Origin of the sequence: Streptomyces sp. NPDC087310, assembly GCF_044744405.1 — a bacterium.
GTDB lineage: Bacteria > Actinomycetota > Actinomycetes > Streptomycetales > Streptomycetaceae > Streptomyces.
Genome location: NZ_JBIUYF010000017.1, coordinates 17029 through 32925, shown reverse-complemented (window position 1 = coordinate 32925; position 15897 = coordinate 17029). Strand labels below are relative to the sequence as shown.

At 66.5% G+C, this 15897-nt stretch carries 18 protein-coding genes and 3 pseudogenes; 9 read left to right on the top strand and 12 right to left on the bottom strand.

The genetic code is table 11. The features are described from left to right. A partial coding sequence (locus ACIO3P_RS38490; RefSeq protein ID WP_401978292.1) for a hypothetical protein occupies positions 1-747 on the bottom strand: 747 nt, incomplete at its 3' end. 52 nt (positions 748-799) lie between these two features. Here ACIO3P_RS38490 and ACIO3P_RS38485 point away from each other — a divergent pair. Beyond that, positions 800-1219, top strand: coding sequence for a hypothetical protein (locus tag ACIO3P_RS38485; RefSeq protein ID WP_401855660.1), 420 nt, complete (start codon positions 800-802; stop codon positions 1217-1219). A gap of 13 nt (positions 1220-1232) precedes the next feature. Here ACIO3P_RS38485 and ACIO3P_RS38480 read toward each other — a convergent pair whose 3' ends face one another. Together ACIO3P_RS38480 and ACIO3P_RS38475 are read right to left on the bottom strand one after the other, a co-directional pair. Beyond that, the gene (locus tag ACIO3P_RS38480; RefSeq protein WP_401855657.1) at positions 1233-1619 is read right to left on the bottom strand and encodes a hypothetical protein; all 387 of its coding nucleotides are present in this window, start codon (positions 1617-1619) and stop codon (positions 1233-1235) included. Then, positions 1613-2488: an aminoglycoside phosphotransferase family protein gene (locus ACIO3P_RS38475; RefSeq protein ID WP_401855703.1), complete on the bottom strand. Its 876-nt coding sequence runs from the start codon at positions 2486-2488 to the stop codon at positions 1613-1615. The genes ACIO3P_RS38480 and ACIO3P_RS38475 overlap by 7 nt, the downstream gene beginning before the upstream one ends. 197 nt (positions 2489-2685) lie before the next feature. Between ACIO3P_RS38475 and ACIO3P_RS38470 the strand changes: the two genes are divergently transcribed. Both ACIO3P_RS38470 and ACIO3P_RS38465 read left to right on the top strand, forming a co-directional pair. Continuing rightward, positions 2686-2811, top strand: coding sequence for a hypothetical protein (locus ACIO3P_RS38470; RefSeq protein WP_401855654.1), 126 nt, complete (start codon positions 2686-2688; stop codon positions 2809-2811). 479 nt (positions 2812-3290) lie between these two features. Continuing rightward, the gene (locus ACIO3P_RS38465) at positions 3291-3470 is read left to right on the top strand and encodes a hypothetical protein (RefSeq protein ID WP_401855653.1); all 180 of its coding nucleotides are present in this window, start codon (positions 3291-3293) and stop codon (positions 3468-3470) included. Between the two features lie 408 nt (positions 3471-3878). On the opposite strand, the gene thrS is transcribed toward ACIO3P_RS38465, so the two are convergent. Then, complete coding sequence (gene thrS / locus ACIO3P_RS38460) at positions 3879-5117, bottom strand: threonine--tRNA ligase (protein WP_401855650.1); 1239 nt, start codon at positions 5115-5117, stop codon at positions 3879-3881. Between the two features lie 387 nt (positions 5118-5504). Between thrS and ACIO3P_RS38455 the strand changes: the two genes are divergently transcribed. Both ACIO3P_RS38455 and ACIO3P_RS38450 read left to right on the top strand, forming a co-directional pair. Then, a complete protein-coding gene (locus tag ACIO3P_RS38455; protein WP_401855647.1) occupies positions 5505-5819 on the top strand; it encodes a hypothetical protein in 315 nt (104 codons plus the stop codon). Positions 5820-6240: 421 nt separating this feature from the next. Then, positions 6241-6578 (top strand): annotated as a pseudogene (locus ACIO3P_RS38450) (hypothetical protein). Positions 6579-6954: 376 nt separating this feature from the next. On the opposite strand, the gene ACIO3P_RS38445 reads toward ACIO3P_RS38450, so the two are convergent. The 5 genes from ACIO3P_RS38445 to ACIO3P_RS38425 all read right to left on the bottom strand — a co-directional run bounded on the left by ACIO3P_RS38445 (position 6955) and on the right by ACIO3P_RS38425 (position 10711). Beyond that, positions 6955-7461 carry a hypothetical protein gene (locus tag ACIO3P_RS38445; protein WP_401855645.1) on the bottom strand — a complete coding sequence of 169 codons (507 nt, stop codon included), beginning with the start codon at positions 7459-7461 and terminating at the stop codon, positions 6955-6957. An 87-nt stretch (positions 7462-7548) separates the two neighbouring features. Then, positions 7549-7950 carry a hypothetical protein gene (locus ACIO3P_RS38440; RefSeq protein WP_401855642.1) on the bottom strand — a complete coding sequence of 134 codons (402 nt, stop codon included), beginning with the start codon at positions 7948-7950 and terminating at the stop codon, positions 7549-7551. Between the two features lie 66 nt (positions 7951-8016). Beyond that, positions 8017-8676 carry a class I SAM-dependent methyltransferase gene (locus ACIO3P_RS38435; RefSeq protein ID WP_401855640.1) on the bottom strand — a complete coding sequence of 220 codons (660 nt, stop codon included), beginning with the start codon at positions 8674-8676 and terminating at the stop codon, positions 8017-8019. Positions 8677-8894: 218 nt separating this feature from the next. Next, the gene (locus tag ACIO3P_RS38430) at positions 8895-9245 is read right to left on the bottom strand and encodes a DUF4333 domain-containing protein (protein WP_401855638.1); all 351 of its coding nucleotides are present in this window, start codon (positions 9243-9245) and stop codon (positions 8895-8897) included. A 336-nt stretch (positions 9246-9581) separates the two neighbouring features. Then, a protein-coding gene (locus ACIO3P_RS38425; RefSeq protein WP_401855700.1) for an IS3 family transposase occupies positions 9582-10711 on the bottom strand; the annotation gives its coding sequence in 2 pieces (ribosomal slippage) (positions 9582-10498 and positions 10498-10711; 1131 coding nt in all). 105 nt (positions 10712-10816) lie between these two features. Between ACIO3P_RS38425 and ACIO3P_RS38420 the strand changes: the two are divergent. Then, positions 10817-12171, top strand: a pseudogene (locus ACIO3P_RS38420) (NF041680 family putative transposase); the annotation flags it as partial. A 1-nt stretch (position 12172) separates the two neighbouring features. Further along, positions 12173-12518 (top strand): annotated as a pseudogene (locus tag ACIO3P_RS38415) (hypothetical protein); the annotation flags it as partial. A gap of 29 nt (positions 12519-12547) precedes the next feature. Here ACIO3P_RS38415 and ACIO3P_RS38410 read toward each other — a convergent pair. After that, positions 12548-13177, bottom strand: a complete 630-nt coding sequence (locus ACIO3P_RS38410) for a TetR/AcrR family transcriptional regulator (protein WP_329826366.1) — start codon at positions 13175-13177, stop codon at positions 12548-12550. 70 nt (positions 13178-13247) lie between these two features. On the opposite strand from ACIO3P_RS38410, the gene ACIO3P_RS38405 reads away from it, so the two are divergent. Then, positions 13248-14120 carry a ketopantoate reductase family protein gene (locus tag ACIO3P_RS38405; protein WP_401855635.1) on the top strand — a complete coding sequence of 291 codons (873 nt, stop codon included), beginning with the start codon at positions 13248-13250 and terminating at the stop codon, positions 14118-14120. Between the two features lie 249 nt (positions 14121-14369). On the opposite strand, the gene ACIO3P_RS38400 is transcribed toward ACIO3P_RS38405, so the two are convergent. Both ACIO3P_RS38400 and ACIO3P_RS38395 read right to left on the bottom strand, forming a co-directional pair. After that, positions 14370-14537, bottom strand: coding sequence for a hypothetical protein (locus ACIO3P_RS38400; protein ID WP_401795128.1), 168 nt, complete (start codon positions 14535-14537; stop codon positions 14370-14372). Positions 14538-14775: 238 nt separating this feature from the next. Then, positions 14776-15399, bottom strand: coding sequence for an NAD(P)-dependent oxidoreductase (locus ACIO3P_RS38395; protein ID WP_401855633.1), 624 nt, complete (start codon positions 15397-15399; stop codon positions 14776-14778). 101 nt (positions 15400-15500) lie between these two features. Here ACIO3P_RS38395 and ACIO3P_RS38390 point away from each other — a divergent pair, with 101 nt between their 5' ends. Continuing rightward, positions 15501-15875, top strand: a complete 375-nt coding sequence (locus ACIO3P_RS38390) for a helix-turn-helix domain-containing protein (protein WP_329826370.1) — start codon at positions 15501-15503, stop codon at positions 15873-15875. Positions 15876-15897: the final 22 nt, after the last annotated feature.

Below are 15897 nucleotides of genomic sequence, written 5' to 3'. Positions count from 1 at the left end.
GCCTCCTTGGTTCTCGACGCCGAAGACGAGCATCTCCCCGAGATGGTCGGTGTGCAGGTCCGGCTCGGGCAGGATCCTGTTCTGGATTCCGAGGGTACCCGGCCGCTGCTTCGCGAGCCGGTACAGCTGTCTCAGTCCACCGGGAAGGCGTGACGCGGAGTCGCTGGTAGGCGATTCGGTGGCGTCTGCGGTGGGGTACCAGCCGGTGACGAACTGCTCAAGAGCTGCCGCACGGTCACCGTTCACATTCCCCAGCCACTCCAAGCCCGGCAAGTGCTCAGGTCGAAGTGGTGGGCGCACTCGGTTGAGGAGTTCTCTGCTTAAGGGTGCTTCAAAGCGCAGTTCGCAGTCGGTGAGAACGCCATCGGAGGTACCAGCCTGGCTCACTTGGGCGGTGCCCAGGTATAAAACCTCGACTCCGACGCGGACCGCGATGTGGATCGGCAACGAGCCTTCGTTCAGACCCCAGGGAGCTCCCATGAGTCGCTCTGTGACTGGTGCCGGTGCGGGCCCGATCAAGCGGACCTCCTCAGCGCTCCACACACCGCTTTTGGCGGGTGCGTCACTCGCTTCCGCGACGATCAGCATTCCGACCGGGCCTATGACGACACTGGCACCCCCCACCGTGAAGCGCCCGGCTACCACCGAGCCGCCGACGAGCGCGGGTACGTGCTCCCGATCGAACACCAGTGCTGGAATCACGGCGGGAACCTGATCATTCATTCCCGCATCATCCTCAACCGCCACCGGCCACTCCTGGGCCGTGTATCGGAAGTGACTGTACGCATAAGATATCGGCATGGCACTGGGTCACATAGTCCTCTCATCTGGTCGTTCGATCCGGCTCACCGAGCTACGGATTTCTTCGACCTACGGGGAGATGCTGGAGGGCTACCCGTGCAAGCGCATCAACGACCTGAAGGTCAGTTGGCTCCAGCGGCAGGCCGAGCGTGCGTTTCCCTCCAAACCGACCCATCTCGTTCCGCCCTCCCGCGAGTACCCGGACGAGACCGCCGGCGCTTTCGGTCCCGTTGAGGTGCTGTCTTCCGTGGCCTGCGTCGGTCTCTTCGACTCCACGGCGCTCGACCCGGCAATGGATCGTTCCGCCCTCGTCGTCGCCTGGTTCCAGTCGGCACCGGAGGTGCCGGCGGGTGAGGGCGCTGATCTTGCGCTTCGCAGCATTCGTTGGGAGGAGCTGGCCCAGGACTACGAGCTGTAGCGACGGGCGCTGATCACAGCCACTCGTTGATGGCCCCTACGAGGACGGTGGCCTCAAAGCGGACCGCGAGCTTGTCGTAGCGGGTGGCCACCGCCTGGTGGCCCTTGAGGCGGTTGATCCCGCACTCGACCGCATGACGCTCGCCATAGTCGACCGGGGCGAAATGCGGTGGCCGGCCGCCACGGGAGCTGAGCTTCTGGCGGTTGCGCGCCTGGTCGGCCTTGTCCGGGATGGTGCAGCGGATCCCCAGGCGGCGCAGGTAGGCACGGTGCTTGCGGGAGGTGTACGCCTTGTCAGCCCGCACCCGATCGGGACGGACGCGTGGCCGGCACGACACGTGGCTGATGAGAGCCGAGGTCACTCTGACCGGCATGAACTGATAGTCGCGTGGGATCAGCAAGACAGGGCGAGTAGTTCGTCGATCACCGGCTCCGGACCCTCATAGGTGAGGTGCGCGATGGCTGCCATTGGCGCGATCACTCGGCTCCAGGCATACAACCGGTCCCCATCGAGCCCGCATGCGGTCGCCACCCGCTGGCAACGGGCCTCGACACCCTCTTGTCCGGCGCCGGCCACCACGTAGTCGACGGCATCGAAGCATGGGTCGCCAATGCATGCCTTGGGGTCGATCGCGATCAGACCGCGCGACGGGCCGCCGTCCAGGACGTTGCCGAGGTGCAGATCGCCGTGCAGCAACACGAGCCTGGCCTGACTGTCCAGCAACCTCTCACAGCGCCGTATCGCCCGCTGCCACGCGGCCTGGTCGATCCGTGCACCGATGGCCGGCTCGGACAGCCGCCGGCCGATCCGGACGAAGGCCTCGTCACACCGACCGCGCAGATCCAGTGGCCAGTGCGCGGGTGGGGCCACGGCGTGCAGTGCGGCAAGCAACTCTCCCCACTGCTGCAGCAAGGACGCCTGCGGCATGTCCTCGGCCTCGGTACCGGGCAAGACCTCCTCCAAGACCATCGCCCCGGCCTGTGTGTCGGCAGACAATACGGCCGGCACCCGACCCGACGGCGCGAACACGCGCAGCATCTCCACCTGCTTGGTCAACAGTGCCCGATCCGGGCTGAGTTTGAGAACAGCTGGCGTTCCGTCAGGCCATTGGCAGCGTAAGACGACAGAGGAGGCTCCACTCTCGAACAGCTCACCGAGCACGACACCCGACCGCGCGGCCAGCCGTGCAGCGAGGTTCGGAACCTCAGCGAGCCAACCCTCGGCCTCGGGGCCGAATCGACTCACCAACCGCGCGTCGATCTCTTCCATATTCACCCCGGCAGCTTGCACCCCGAACGGCCTCCATGCACATGCATATCGACAGAAGCGACGTTACGCGACGAGCCAGGCCGTGATCCGTATCTGCTCCACCTGGTCGTCCAAGTCCCACGTGCCTAACGTTCCTCAGCCCGTCACGTGCGCTCGACCAGCATCTCTTGCACCGACCTCTAGATAAGCGCAGCTGGATGCTCCTGCACGCGGGCCACCGGATCGACCGGCCGGCTCTGCGTGTCCCGCTGGTCGCCCGCACGATCCGCGACCGGGAGCTGACCACCGGCGCCGCGATCGGCGTCGTCCGCCTGGTCGACTGACACCAGGACCCCGACGGCTCCCCGCCCTGTACGACGTGGGCGCAGGCCGGCGCCTGGCCTCTGGTCCTCCAGGACATTCGGGCGCTGCCGCCGGCGGACAGCTCGGACCCTGGAAGCCCACCGAGGACATGCTGGCCCGCGTGTTCCAGCCGCTGCCCGACCTCCGGCCGTGATCCGCGCGCGCAGCAACAGCCCGCTGTGGGAGCCGGGCCTTACCCCGGCCCCCGGTGGCCTTCTCGACTGGCGCGACAGTCGGCACTTCGACCACGAGGAGCGCCTCTGTGTGCTGTGTGAGCGGCCCATACCGTTGCGCTCCCACGACGGGAACCCGCTCACAGGAAATGCGCCGAGGACTGGCTCGCCGCGAATCCCGTCGAGGCCCGGCGCCTCGGGCGGTTCGCCTCTGCCCTCCGGCCCAAGAGCCAGTACGACGGCGACCACTCCTGCCCCCTTCTCATTCCTCCCACCGGAGGCACCCCATGAGCACCGCTCAGCACGACGTCGACCACACGCTCGCCTACCCCGAGCCGCCCGCGTCCCCGCTCTGGCACTGCCACGGACCCCGGCCGCTCACTCCCGAGCAGCAACGCCGCAACCGCGAGGTCCTGGACCTCGCGCAGCGCATAACCCGCACCACCACCAGCGCGGCCGCCGCGTAGAGGAGCCGGTCATGTTCACCGACATGAAAGAGGCCCTCGAAGCCGAGGCCCTCGAACTCACCCCGCTCAACGCCGACCAGAGCGCCACGGCCTCCGTGGTGACCGCCCGCCACGCGCGACAGGGACCACCTCCTCGCCGGCCTGCTCGGGGCACTCGGACTGCCCCACGCCGAGGACGGTCTCGTACGCCTGCTCCCCCACCTCACCAGCCCCGGCATCCCGACGACCGGAGACCCGATGCCGGTCAACGCCTCCACCGCAACCGCCGCCTCCAAGCTCAACAACGGCGACAGCCCCGACCACGTCCCCAGCACCCTCAAACTGACAGGCATGCCTTTCGCGCGGCAGAGGGAGGGTGGTGGGCTTCCTCTCTCTGCCTTCGGGAAGCGTCGAGGTTGACTTGGTCTGCTACGAACTGGGCGCCGCGTCCCACAGTTCGGTGCTGTGGGCATCGATGAGCGTGCTGATGTGGGTCAGAACGTGGCCGGCCGGCTGCGGGGCGAGTCGGCGTCCGTCGCGCAGACGCAGTGCGACGAGATGGTCAGCAACTTCCTTGGCGCCGATGACGACTTGGTAGGGGACCAGGCGGGCCTCTCGGATGCGTGCGCCCAGACTGCCGCGTTCCGGGCCGGCGATTTCGGCACGCAGTCCGAGGTCGGTGCATCGCTGGGCAAACGCTGTGGCGTTCGGCAGTTCGGTGTCGGAGATGGGGAAGATTGCCAGTTGGGTGGGGGCGAGCCAGGCGGGGAAGGCACCGCCATGTTGTTCGATGAGATGAGCGACGGCTCGCTCCACGCTGCCGATGATGCTGCGGTGGACCATGACCGGGCGGTGTTTGGCGCCGTCCGCGCCGATGTAGTGCAGGTCGAACTGCTCGGGTTGGTGGAAGTCGACCTGGACGGTGGACAGGGTGGACTCCCGGTCGGCGACGTCGGTGACCTGGATGTCGATCTTTGGGCCGTAGAAGGCGGCCTCTCCCTCGGCCGACTCGTAGGGCAGGCCGGAGCGGTCGAGGACGTCGGTCAACAGGGCGGTGGACCGTTGCCACTTCTCGGGTGCGGCGACGTATTTTCCTCCGGGGCCCGGGAGGGAGAGCCGGTAGCGGGTGGCGGTGATGCCGAGGGCCTCGTAAGCCCGGCGGATCATCTCCAGCGCTGCCTGCGCTTCCTCGGCGACCTGGTCCAGGGTGCAGAAGATGTGCGCGTCGTTGAGCTGGATGGCCCGCACCCGGGTCAGCCCGCCGAGCACGCCCGAGAGTTCGGAGCGGTACATGCCGCCGAGCTCTGCCATGCGCAGGGGCAGTTCGCGGTAGCTGTGGGGGCGGGAACGGTAGATGACCGCATGGTGAGGACACAGGCTCGGCCGCAGGACGACCTGCTCGCTCCCGATGTCCATCGGGGGGAACATGTCGTCGCTGTAGTGCGCCCAGTGACCGGAGATCTCGTACAGCTCCCGCTTGCCGAGCACCGGCGAGTACACGTGCTGGTAGCCCGCTCGCCTCTCGGCGGCGCGGATGTATTCCTCCAGGGCGTGCCGTACGGTCGCGCCGTCGGGCAGCCAGTAGGGCAGTCCGGAACCGATCAGCGGGTCGGTGTCGAACAGGTTCAGTCCCCGGCCGAGTTTGCGGTGGTCGTGGAGGGTGGTCATCGCGGTCTCCTTGCTGGTCGCGGAGCAAGTGACCGGGCGTACGACGAAGCCCCAGGCACTTGCCCCGGGGCTTCGGATCAGTTCGTCTGTCAGCGCGCCGGGACACTCTCCGGCGTCGTCGTCATGGCAGCGCGCTTCATGCCGGTCACCGTAGCAGCAGCCCCGGTCACCTGACGGTCATTTTCCACTGTGGCGCGAGGAGCGCAGAGAGGGACGTGGTCCACTTGCTCCTCTCGCTCCTCAGGCTTGAGTCCGCCGGAGTGGGAGATGCCGCGCAACCTGCGGTTCTCTCCGTACACCATTTCCAGGCGGGTGGCGAAGTCGCTGTTCTCAGTCCGTAGCTGCTTGATCCGCCCGAGCGCGACGTCGAAGCGCGTCGCTGGATGGATGCAATCGAGGCGGGCTGCTGCCTGGCCCGCTGGCTGGAGGACTGCCGGTTCTGCACTCGGGCTGTCGGAGAGCGAACTGGCCGAAGCCCTCCGGCACACCGACCAGGACGCCACCCCGGACACGGGCAAGGACGGGGTGGAGGACCTGCTCTCCTGGGCGACGAGCCACCTGTCCAAGGCGATCCGTAACAAGGCCGCCCGTATCCGCAGCGACCTCAATGAGCTGACCGCACGCCGCGAGGCCGCCGAGGCCCAGCGCCAGGCCGAAGAGCGCGTCGCCACGCTCCAGGCGCCCGTCCAGAAGGCCGACTGACCATGGCCGCCGACGACCCGATAGCCCTGGACGGGTTCCTGGACGAAGAGACCGTACCCAGCGACCTGCACGGGGCGAAGGCACGGTTCCGCCTCACCGTCTCCCCAACGGACGAGCGCACCGATGAGATGATCCTGCCGTGCAGCGTCACCGACTTCGAGTTGGCGCACGCGGTCATCCACAACCTGGTCCCCCGGCGACAAGCTTCGCGTCACCGGCCACCTCCGGCTCCCTCGTACACCGGACGAACCGATGTGGCTGGCCGTCACCACCCTCATCGTGCTGGAGACCGCGCCGCCGCTGTTCGAGCCAGCCGCAGTCACCACCGCCGTCATCGAGCGGTACGGGCCGTGTGTCTGCTGGTTAGACGCCGACACCACCGGCGTGGAGGTGTTCACCGAGACCGGCGACTGGGTCGGCCATGAATCAGCAGCACCAAGACGAACGGACGTGCATCCGCGAGGCCACGGACCGGCTCCTCTCCGGTCAGGCCACCGCCTCCAACGGCAGTCTCAGCGTCGTCGCCCTCGCCGCCGAGGCCGGTGTCCACCGCATGGCCCTCTCAAACAGCACGTCGACCTGAAGAACGAGTTTTACGAACGTGTTCGCAACGAGACCCAGCAGGTCCCGGAAACGGAGAAACGACTCAGGGAAACCGTCACCAAACTCAAAAAGACCATCGCCGAGCAGAGGAGCGAGATCCAAGAGTTCCGCGACCTGGTCACCCTCGCCTGCCTACGACTCTGGCTCTCCCCATGACTTTGCGGACACCCCCCTAGTGCCCCTCCCAGCAAGCTTTGCCCCGTCGCGCCGCCCATCACGCACGGTCGCGGCGTTGGCCGAAAGCCCTGGTAGCTCCGCTACAAGAGCTCCTGGCCGCCTTGCGATCGCACGCACTGGACGACGCTCCTTCGGGGCAAACATTGCTGGTCACGGCACTAGACGGTCGAGCAGTCCAGGAGTCGTCCGTCTGTGGTGCCAATGAGCAGTCGGCCGGTTTCGGTAACGGTCAGCGCAGTCGCCACGACGGGTACCCCGGCAACAGCCAGGTGCTGACGCCAGCGCACGTTGCCGTCACGGAGCGAGTCCCACGATCTCGCCGTCGTCGCACGTACGGTGCCACAATCTGGAATCTTCAGAGCTGTACCGGTTGCGAAGATCTGATCCCAGCATCCGCCCGGCGCAATTCCCCTGCTGCGAAGACGACATACGCGGCTCCAGCAAAGAGCAAGCCTGGGATCGCGAGCATGCTGCGCTGGTCGCTCTCGAGGATGGCTACGTACTGGCTGTGCGAGACCTCGATCGTGCCGCGTGCGTGGGGAGTCGTGTCGAAAACGAAGTACTGGTCGTCCTTGACCTCTGGCGCCTGCAAGTTCCCCGTGCCGGCTGTGCTGAAAAGCATCAGGACGACGCCCGAGATGACCAGCGCCCCAAGCACTGCTTGCGCCTTACCGGGCAGACACCTGAAGGCGAGCCATACCGAGTGCCGGTCCGCTCCGCTCAGGAACATGCGCACCAGAGCAGCCGTAAAGATCGGGAAGAGAAGCACCACGATCACCACCATCGGCCCCTTCGAGCCCGCCAGCGGCAAGGTCCCCGGCAGCCACGTGAGCGCGGCGAGCAACAGCAGCAAGGCGCTCAACCCGGCCGCGGTCCCCCCGTGCAATTTGAAACTCCACCCCATACTCGAGAGCCTGCCACACACGTCGCTGCAGCTCATTGCCGTAACTCAGCAGAGATGCCCGCTCCCTGATGCCGGGGCTCGGACCCGGCCAGCAGATGAGCTGCCTTCTGACTTCTCGGCGCCGTTCCGATCGCCGCCATGCGGTACCCCGTCGTGCCGGCGGTCACCACCAGAGTTCCCTGCACCGATTATGGCGCCCGCGACCTGGACGGCGGAACAGAGAGACTTCAACTCGAAGTTCAGAGAAGCCTGCATCCGCTGCCCGGTCCTGCAGATTGACCCATGCCAACGGGCCGCCTCATCGAGATCATCCAGAACCTCCGCGAGCGCGTCCGCGAGGCCCGCGGTAACGGCTGGCTCGGCGAGGTCGAAGGACTCCAGGTCAGCCTTGACGCCGCCAATGCCAAGCTCAACAACCTCAGCCGGATGCACACTGAGGTCGACCACACCTGGTCGACCTCAGTGTGCCCGTCTTCACCGACTCCGCTTCACCACCCCAGACAGATTCGAACCTCAAGGCCGTTCGGGCTTGTGGGCAAGAAAGGTAGCGAAGGTCCTCTCAGCCCCTTCGCTGGGTTCCTCCACCAGACGTGCTGTGAGGGCGAACCCGGCCTGCTTCAGGAGTTCGGCGATCCGATCGGGCGGCAGCAGGTAGGACTCGTAAGACACCGGATGACCGCCGTATGCCTGTGTGGGACGTAGGTGTTGGTCGGCCCCTACGTGGCCGGCCAGCATCAAGCAGCCGCCTGGCGCGAGAGCGCGGTGGAATTCGCCGAACACCACCGGCAGCAATGTCGGTGGTGTGTGGTGGGTGGAGTAGTACGCGAGGATGCCTCCGAGGTTGTCGTCCTCGATCGGGAGCGACGTCATCGAGCCGACGCTGAAACGCAGATCTGGGTGGGCACTACGGGCCAGCTCGACCATGACGGGCGAGAGGTCTATGCCGAACGCAGGCACTTGCCGCTCGGCAAGGTAGGCCGTGACTTTGCCGGGCCCGCATCCCAGGTCGGCGACGGGCCCGAGGGCTGCCGTTCGCACCACCTCTGCGAAGACGTTCAGCATCCCTCGTGAGAGCGGATCCAGCTCCGCCGGAGGCTTGACCTGTTCGAAGTAGTCGGAGGCGACAGTGTCGTACGACTCCCGGACGGCGGCGAGGTAGGAGAGATCAGGCATGCGGGCGACTCTAGTGAGGGCCCGCAGCCCACGTGATCACTTTCTTAGCTTGTTCTTTGTCTACCAAGATCTTCCGGGCTTGCCGATGGCCTTGAGAGTCTCGGGGGCGTTTGACGGTCTTGCCCCTGGCCTGGGGCATAAGCGGTCCGCTGCTGTCGCCAGCAGGGGCCTGGACGGCCCCGACGCCAAGGCTGCGGTCCCGCTCTCTCTGCCGTTCCTCAGCCCAGTGACAGGTCGCCCTGATCGTCCTTGATCTTCACCTTGACCCAGGCATGGCCGCTGGTGTTGCTGTCGCCGACGCCGTCGACGTTGCACTCGAACTCCCGGCCCACCTCGACGGGGATGGAAGCGGGGCAGCTGACATCGTCGATGGTCGGGGGCTTGGCGAAGTCGGCGGATTTGACGTTGTTGAGAACGGACCGCGCCAGCGCGTCCTGATCCAGGACGCGCTGCGGCTGCACGGCGGGACTCCCGGCCAGCAGCATGATGGTGAAAGTGAGCGCACAACAGGCGATCACGGCCAGGGAGAGCGCGATGACGGTACGGGCGAAGCTGCGTTGATCAGTCACGTGGACAGTCCTATCCGGCTGTCCGTGCTCATACAATCCCCTGTGGTGATGTGACGTCGCCTCCCGGTCTCTGCGGAGAGCTCCCGCACCACTGCCTGCGCGGCTGGAGAGGAGCTTGAGCACCCCTGCAGGACGAGGAGTTGGGCGGCCCCGCTTCCTGTTGGTTATCTTCCGGCATCGAATGGTGTCTTGAACTGGGTCGCTCACCCGAGGGTTCACCGGACGTGGGGCGGCCCTCGTCTGATCATGTCCTCCGACCAAGGTGCACGTGACCACGACGAAGGCCGTGAGGGTGAGGGGCCTCGCATTTTTCGGACAGCTGCCTGGCCGTCTATTTCACACGGCGATTTGCAACTTCTCGTACTCGGAATGGACTTCGCGTGGCGGGCGGTAACCTACCGCCGAGTGGAGGCGTTTGCGATTGTACCAGAATTCGATATAGCGAGTGACGTCACGTCGGGCGGCCTCCTGAGTCAGGTAGGTCACCCTTGATACGCGCTCATTCTTCAGGGCTCCGAAGAACGATTCGGCCATGGCGTTGTCGAAACAGATCCCGGTGCGGCCGGAGGATCTGCGGATCCCGAACCGATCGAGCGTCTTCCCGAACTCGGCCGACATGTAGTTGCTTCCGCGATCGGAGTGGAATATCGCACCGGCCGAGATCCTCCTGTTCCGTGCCGCGTTTCGGATAGCCGTTGATATCAGTGGGGTCTGGTAGTGGTCGTCCATCGCGTAACCAATGATTTCCTTTGTGCAGCAGTCGATGACCGTGGCGAGGTACAGCCAGCCTTCCCCGGTCGCGATGTAGGTGATGTCGCCGACGAGCTTTTTCCCGGGTGCGTCCGCCGTGAAGTCGCGGCCGACCAGATCCGGCACCTGGCCGGACGAGGCCCTGGTCAGGCTGAGCCGCTTCGGCCGCAGCTGGCAGGGCTCAAGACTCAGCTCGCGCATGAGCCGACGGACCAGTTCCAGGCCGGCGGTGGTACCCCAGCGGTCCAGCTGAGCCTGGATACGGCGGTGTCCGTAAGTGCCGCCGGACATGTCGAAAGCCTTCTCGACGAGCAGTTTCAGCCCGCCGCGTCGCTGGGCCGTCGCAGATTCCGGACGCGACCGCCGGTCGTAGTAGCCGGATCTGGAGACGCCGAGCCGACCGCACATGAACTCGACGCTGTATGCGTACTCCTCGGTGTCGAGCCGCATCTCGTCGATGAACTCGTACTTTCCCGCTACCGGGGATCCTTCGCGAAGTACGCTGCGGCTTTTTTCAGGAAGGTTACTTCCATCTCCAGTTCGCGGTTGCGTCGTTCGAGTTCCTTCAGCCGAGCTCGCTCGTTCACCGTCAGTTCCGCATCAGGAGCGGGTCCCTGACGCTTCCGGTACTTCTTGACCCAGCCACGCAGTGTCTCTGCGTTCAGCTCAAGCTCCCGGGCGACTTCTGAGATCGTCTTGCTCGACCTCAACACCATCTGGACGGCTTCCTCACGGAACTCCGGCGAATACTTGCTGAGTGGCGCCACTTTTCCTCGCTTCCTCTTCAGGACAACCCTATTGGCTCCCTGTCCGGAAACTTCGTGGCCCCTCAGGGTGAGTCTGCTGCTGTCCGGAAGGAGGCGTTCGCGGAAGTGTCACGCTTCCGGGGCGAGTTCTACGAGTGTCTGACCGCTCGGCACGACGAGTTGTTCAAGCTGGTGGACGCGGTGCTGTGGGCGGACGGTGCCGTGAAGTCTTGGTGGACTTGATGCTGCTGCCCGAGCATCGTCGTGGACACGGAGCGATGTACGGCGGCTTGAACCACGGCCGGATCGACGTCGGCCGACTGCGGACGGTGGCGGCCAGGCTGTCGCCGCCGCGGTTCGACGACGGGCGCCTGGTCCTGGCGGTCGATGTGTCACCGTGGCTTCGTTCGGACGCGCTATGTTCGGCGGAGAGGCCGTTCTGCCATGTCTACGGCCGGGCGAAGGCGGCGTCGCAGTTCATCCCAGGCTGGCCGTACTCTTTCGTGGCCGTGCTGGAGCCGGGTGCCACGTCCTGGACCGCGATCCTGGACGCGGTGCGGCTCGGCCCTGCGGACGACGCGACCGTGATCGCCGCTGCCCAGCTCCGAGGAGTGGTTGAGCGGCTCATCGCCGCAGGCCAGTGGCGGACCAGGGATCCTCATATCGTGATCGTCAGCGATGCGGGCTACGACGTCACCCGCCTGGCCTGGGTCCTGCGCGATCTGCCGGTCGAGCTGGCCGGGCGGATCCGCTCCGACCGCGTCATGCGTCTGCCGGAACCACCGAGGATGCACGGCGTCAACGGCTGGCCGCCCAAGCACGGCCCGGAATTCCGCTTCTCCAAGCCGGAAACCTGGCCCGAGCCCGCGATCACCACGGTCACGGACACGACCCACTACGGCAAGGCCGAGACCCAGGCGTGGGACCGGGTCCACCCAAGGCCCACCAACCGCTCCTCATGGCTCGACCACGACGGCGAACTTCCGGTGGTCGAGGGGACGTTGATGCGGTTGAAGGCCGAGCACCTGTCAAAGGACCGAGACGCCCCGCCGGTGTGGTTATGGCCCTTCAAGACCGGCGCCACCCCGGATGGCGTGGACCGCTCCTGGCAGGAATTTCTCCGCCGCTTCGATCTCGAGCACACCTTCCGCTTCGCGAAACAGCCCCTGGGCTGGACCACTCCGAAAATCCGTACTCCCGAGGCGGCGGACCGATGGACCTGGATCCTGATCGTCGCTCACACCCAACTCCGGCTCGCCCGGCCGCTCGCCGCGGACCTCCGCCGGCCCTGGGAGATACCCGCCACCTCCGACCCCCTCACCCCGGCCCGGGTCCGCCGGGGGTTCAGGAACATCCGCGCTCACCTCGCCTGCCCGACCCGTGTTCCCAAACCCCGAGGAGTCAGCCCCGCTTCCTTCCCCAGCGCTGAAAGAGTTCCTGGAATTCTGCCGCTACCTGCGCTCGCTGCACCCGGCGGACGTACACATCGCGATCGTCTGTGACAACTAATCGCCGCACTAGACGACCAGGCACTGCCAGCGGGTCGGCGTGTGGGCGGCTGCCAATAACGCCGAGATCGTCAGACCCCAGCCAACAGCTCCTGGCTGAACAGGATCGAGGCCCAGTTCAGCCTCCTTGGCTACTTCGCCGTCGACGGCACCGACCACCCGACTCACAAGGCCCAGGGCAGTATGGTCCGCCGTACATCAGCTAGCAGAACAAGAACGCTGACGACAAGCGCCTCACTGCCCTCGTTCACGGGGCCAACGCCGCCTGACCCGCGCCGTCGGCGTCTGTCTTGGGTTGTCAGGTCCGGGTCGGTGGCGCACTCATCGCTGCCGTCAGAAACGTGATCGCCCATCGCCGGGCCGCCTCGCCAGCTACCGGGGACATGCAGCCGGGGACGGGTTGCTGGTAGACCTCAAGGCGGTCGACGGCCGTCACGGCAAGGACCCCCCGCATCCGGAACCGCAGCTCCTCCGGGGGAAGGCCGGGCAGCACGCGCGCGAAGGCTGCGAGGTAGCGCTCGCGGACCGAGTCCTCGGCCGGGCCGGTCCAACTGCGTGCCTCCTCGGCCGGGTCGCTGAGGATCGTCACGATCAGCCGGGACGTCCGGGCGCCGCCCTCGTCGCCGGCCGGCATCTCGTCGAACAGCGGCCCCGCGAATGCCTCCACCAGTTCACCGACCGGTGGGTCAAGGGTCCGGGCAAGCAGTTTGTCGAGCCCGGCGCACTGGGCAGCGTTGATGGGCTCGATCACGCGGCGGGCGACTGCGGCCATCAGCTCCGCCTTCGAGCCGAAGTGGTAGCCGACGGCGGCCAGGTTCGCTCCAGCGAGTTTGGTGATCGCGCGGACCGAGGTGCCGCGGTATCCATGCTCGGCGAAGAGGTGCTCGGCCGCGTCGAGGATCTGGGTGCGGGTGTCTGGGGTCGCCACACGAGGGACTCTACATATGTTTGAATGAAACGAACGTATGAATCAAACGGACGTGTGGAAGAGGGCTGTCTTGAAGCTGCTCGTGTACGGCGCCGGGGTTTGCGGCAGCCTGTTCGCCGCCCGCATGCATGAGGCCGGCCACGACGTCTCGCTCCTCGCCCGGGGTGAGCGCCTGACCGCCCTGCGCCGGCACGGAGTGCGGCTCGCCGAGGAAGACGGCCCAGATGTCAAGCGTGTGCCGGTACCAGTGGTCGAGTACCCGGACAGCGGGTACGACCTGATCACCGTCTTCGTCCGCACCCACCAGGTGGATGCAGTGCTGGAATCACTCGCCGGTGTCCAAGGTGACGTGCTGTTCCTGCTCAACTGGGCAGCCGGCCCGGAGACGCTGGGTGCGGTGATCGGACACGAGCGGGTGCTGCTCGGCTTCCCCACGACTGGCGGCACGATGGACGGCGACGTGGTCCGCTACCGCAAGAGCGACTTCATCACTCGCCGGGTCGCGATACCGATCGGCGAGCCCGACGGCCGTACCACTCCGCGACTGGTACGGATCGTGGAGACGTTCCGTACCGCCGGGATCAACGCCAAGGCCGAGCCGCAGATGGATGCCTGGCTCAGGACGCACGCCGCGTTCGAGGTCCCGCTCGGGCAGGCGGTATACGCGGCGGGCGGCCCGGTAGTGCTGGCCGACGACCCGGACGCGGTCCGCGGCATGCTCCACCTCATGCGGCGGAACCTCACCGCGATGGAGACCCCGCCGGTACCTCGCGCCTTCGCCGCGTTGCGGGCTCTGCCGCAAGGGCTCCTCGTGGCCCTGCTCCGACGCTTCCTGAAGAGTCCGACGGCCGTGCACAGCGGACTCAACGACCCCTCGCCTGCCACAGCGGCCGAACTCGAACGGCTGGCCGAACAGCTCCGTGCCCCTGCGGAAGCCCGCTGAGCGACCCAGGACGGCGAAACCTCACCACGCGCACACCACCGCCAGTCCCGCGGGCCTCGAACCCAGCTCCGCCGGCTCCACGGGCGGCAACCGCTGACCTCATGACCGTTTCGGTAGCAATGGAGCGTCCGGCCCACGGAGTTGGCGTGGCTTTCTCCCCTCTTGCGGCCACATCTTTCAAATAGCGCGGCACTTCAGGGCGAACGTTGGTTGATGCGGCACTAGTTCGGCTAACCTTGTGTCAGATGCTCACTCCTCCGGCCAGATCCGGCCCAACGGGCACCGCTTGTCGACATCCGCGACAACCTCATCGCCCGCATCGCCGAGGCCGAACGCGAAAGCTAGCTCAGCGAAGTCGAGGGGCTCAAGGTCATCCTCACCGGAGCTGAGGAGAAACTCGCCCAGCTTGACCTGCACCCCTCCGGCTCCAGCGTTGTTGATCTTGGGCTTCCTGTAATCATCAACCCAACTCCCCCATCAGCCCCGTTCATCGGAAACGGAATGACGCCCGCGTCGGAGCAAGGAGCTCACCCGCCCTCTTGGGGATCTCAGCCTCACCGAAATCGCCGCGCGAGTCGGCGACGCCGCTCAACCACAAGCGTGATCGCTCGACCAGAACGGCACCCCACGCCCCGGGCCGTCGTGGACTATGGTGTTACGCCTCCCGCACACTGACGGCGGCCCGGTGATGGCGGGGCGCCTCGATCTCGTCGACCAGTGCGATCGCCAGGTCCGCGTACGTGATCCGGCTGGCCGGGTCGCCGTGCTCAGCGATCCGGTAGCTGCCGGTGCGCGTGCCCTCATGGTCGAAGTCGCCCGCCGGGGCCACGTACGCCCAGTCCAGATCGCACCTCCGCAACTCGTCGAGGCCCGCAGCGTGGCCGAGAGAGAAGGAGCGGTACTCGTTCGGGTAGCCGGGCTCGTCCATCAAGGGAGCGCCGGACGCACCAGGCCTGATCGATGCGAGCCCGACCACCACGAGGCGGTGCACGCCCGCGTTGGCCAGACCGGTGGCCAGGGCGCGCGACGACGCGGTGAAGAACTCGTGCGGTGACACGGACAGGTCCGCAGCGGTACTGATGGCGGCGTCATGCGCGGCAGCCGCATGCTCGATGCTCGCCGTGTCCGTGACGTCGCCCGCCACGACCCGCACGTCGGTCAGGTCGCTGTGGCCTGCAGGGTCGCGCACCACGGCGGTGACCTGGTGTCCGCGCCGGTGCGCCTCCGCGACTGCCTGCCGCCCGGCCCGGCCGCCGGCGCCGAAGATCACAATGTTCATAACGTACTGCCTCTCACCAGGGCCGGAGCCCGTGCCTCGGCCAGTTCTCGGAGGCTATCGAGAGCCCTAGTTACCACTGAGATACCGGCTAGGGTGAGGCCATGAGGGAACCGCTGCCCGCCGACATGTTCGACGAACTGTGCCCGTCCTCGCTCAATCCGATCCGATTCGGCGACAAGTGGGCAGCGCTCATCATCCGTTGTCTTGAGCACGGGTCGCGCCGGTTCTCCGAGCTGCGCGTGCCGCTGAGCCGTGTCACCCCCAAGGTCCTGACCCAGTCGCTGCGGTCCCTCGAACGAGATGGTCTGGTCAAGCGCACCGTCTACGCCGAGGCCACCCCGCATGTCGAGTACGAACTGACGCCGCTGGGCCGCAGCATGCTCCAACCGATAGCGGTCGCTTGCGCCTGGACGGAGAAACACTGGGACGAACTGCTTGATGCACGGGAGTCGTACGACCAAGCCACCGCGCCTTGACCACGCCGGATAACGAGGCGAC

Excerpts from the sequence above, each read along its gene's own strand:
- ACIO3P_RS38485 (WP_401855660.1), top strand. The coding sequence starts at position 800 with ATGGCACTGGGTCACATAGTCCTCTCATCTGGTCGTTCGATCCGGCTC.
- ACIO3P_RS38475 (WP_401855703.1), bottom strand. The coding sequence starts at position 2,488 with ATGGAAGAGATCGACGCGCGGTTGGTGAGTCGATTCGGCCCCGAGGCC.
- ACIO3P_RS38470 (WP_401855654.1), top strand. The coding sequence starts at position 2,686 with ATGCTCCTGCACGCGGGCCACCGGATCGACCGGCCGGCTCTGCGTGTC.
- ACIO3P_RS38465 (WP_401855653.1), top strand. The coding sequence starts at position 3,291 with ATGAGCACCGCTCAGCACGACGTCGACCACACGCTCGCCTACCCCGAG.
- thrS (WP_401855650.1), bottom strand. The coding sequence starts at position 5,117 with ATGACCACCCTCCACGACCACCGCAAACTCGGCCGGGGACTGAACCTG.
- ACIO3P_RS38455 (WP_401855647.1), top strand. The coding sequence starts at position 5,505 with ATGCAATCGAGGCGGGCTGCTGCCTGGCCCGCTGGCTGGAGGACTGCC.
- ACIO3P_RS38435 (WP_401855640.1), bottom strand. The coding sequence starts at position 8,676 with ATGCCTGATCTCTCCTACCTCGCCGCCGTCCGGGAGTCGTACGACACT.
- ACIO3P_RS38395 (WP_401855633.1), bottom strand. The coding sequence starts at position 15,399 with ATGAACATTGTGATCTTCGGCGCCGGCGGCCGGGCCGGGCGGCAGGCA.
- ACIO3P_RS38390 (WP_329826370.1), top strand. The coding sequence starts at position 15,501 with ATGAGGGAACCGCTGCCCGCCGACATGTTCGACGAACTGTGCCCGTCC.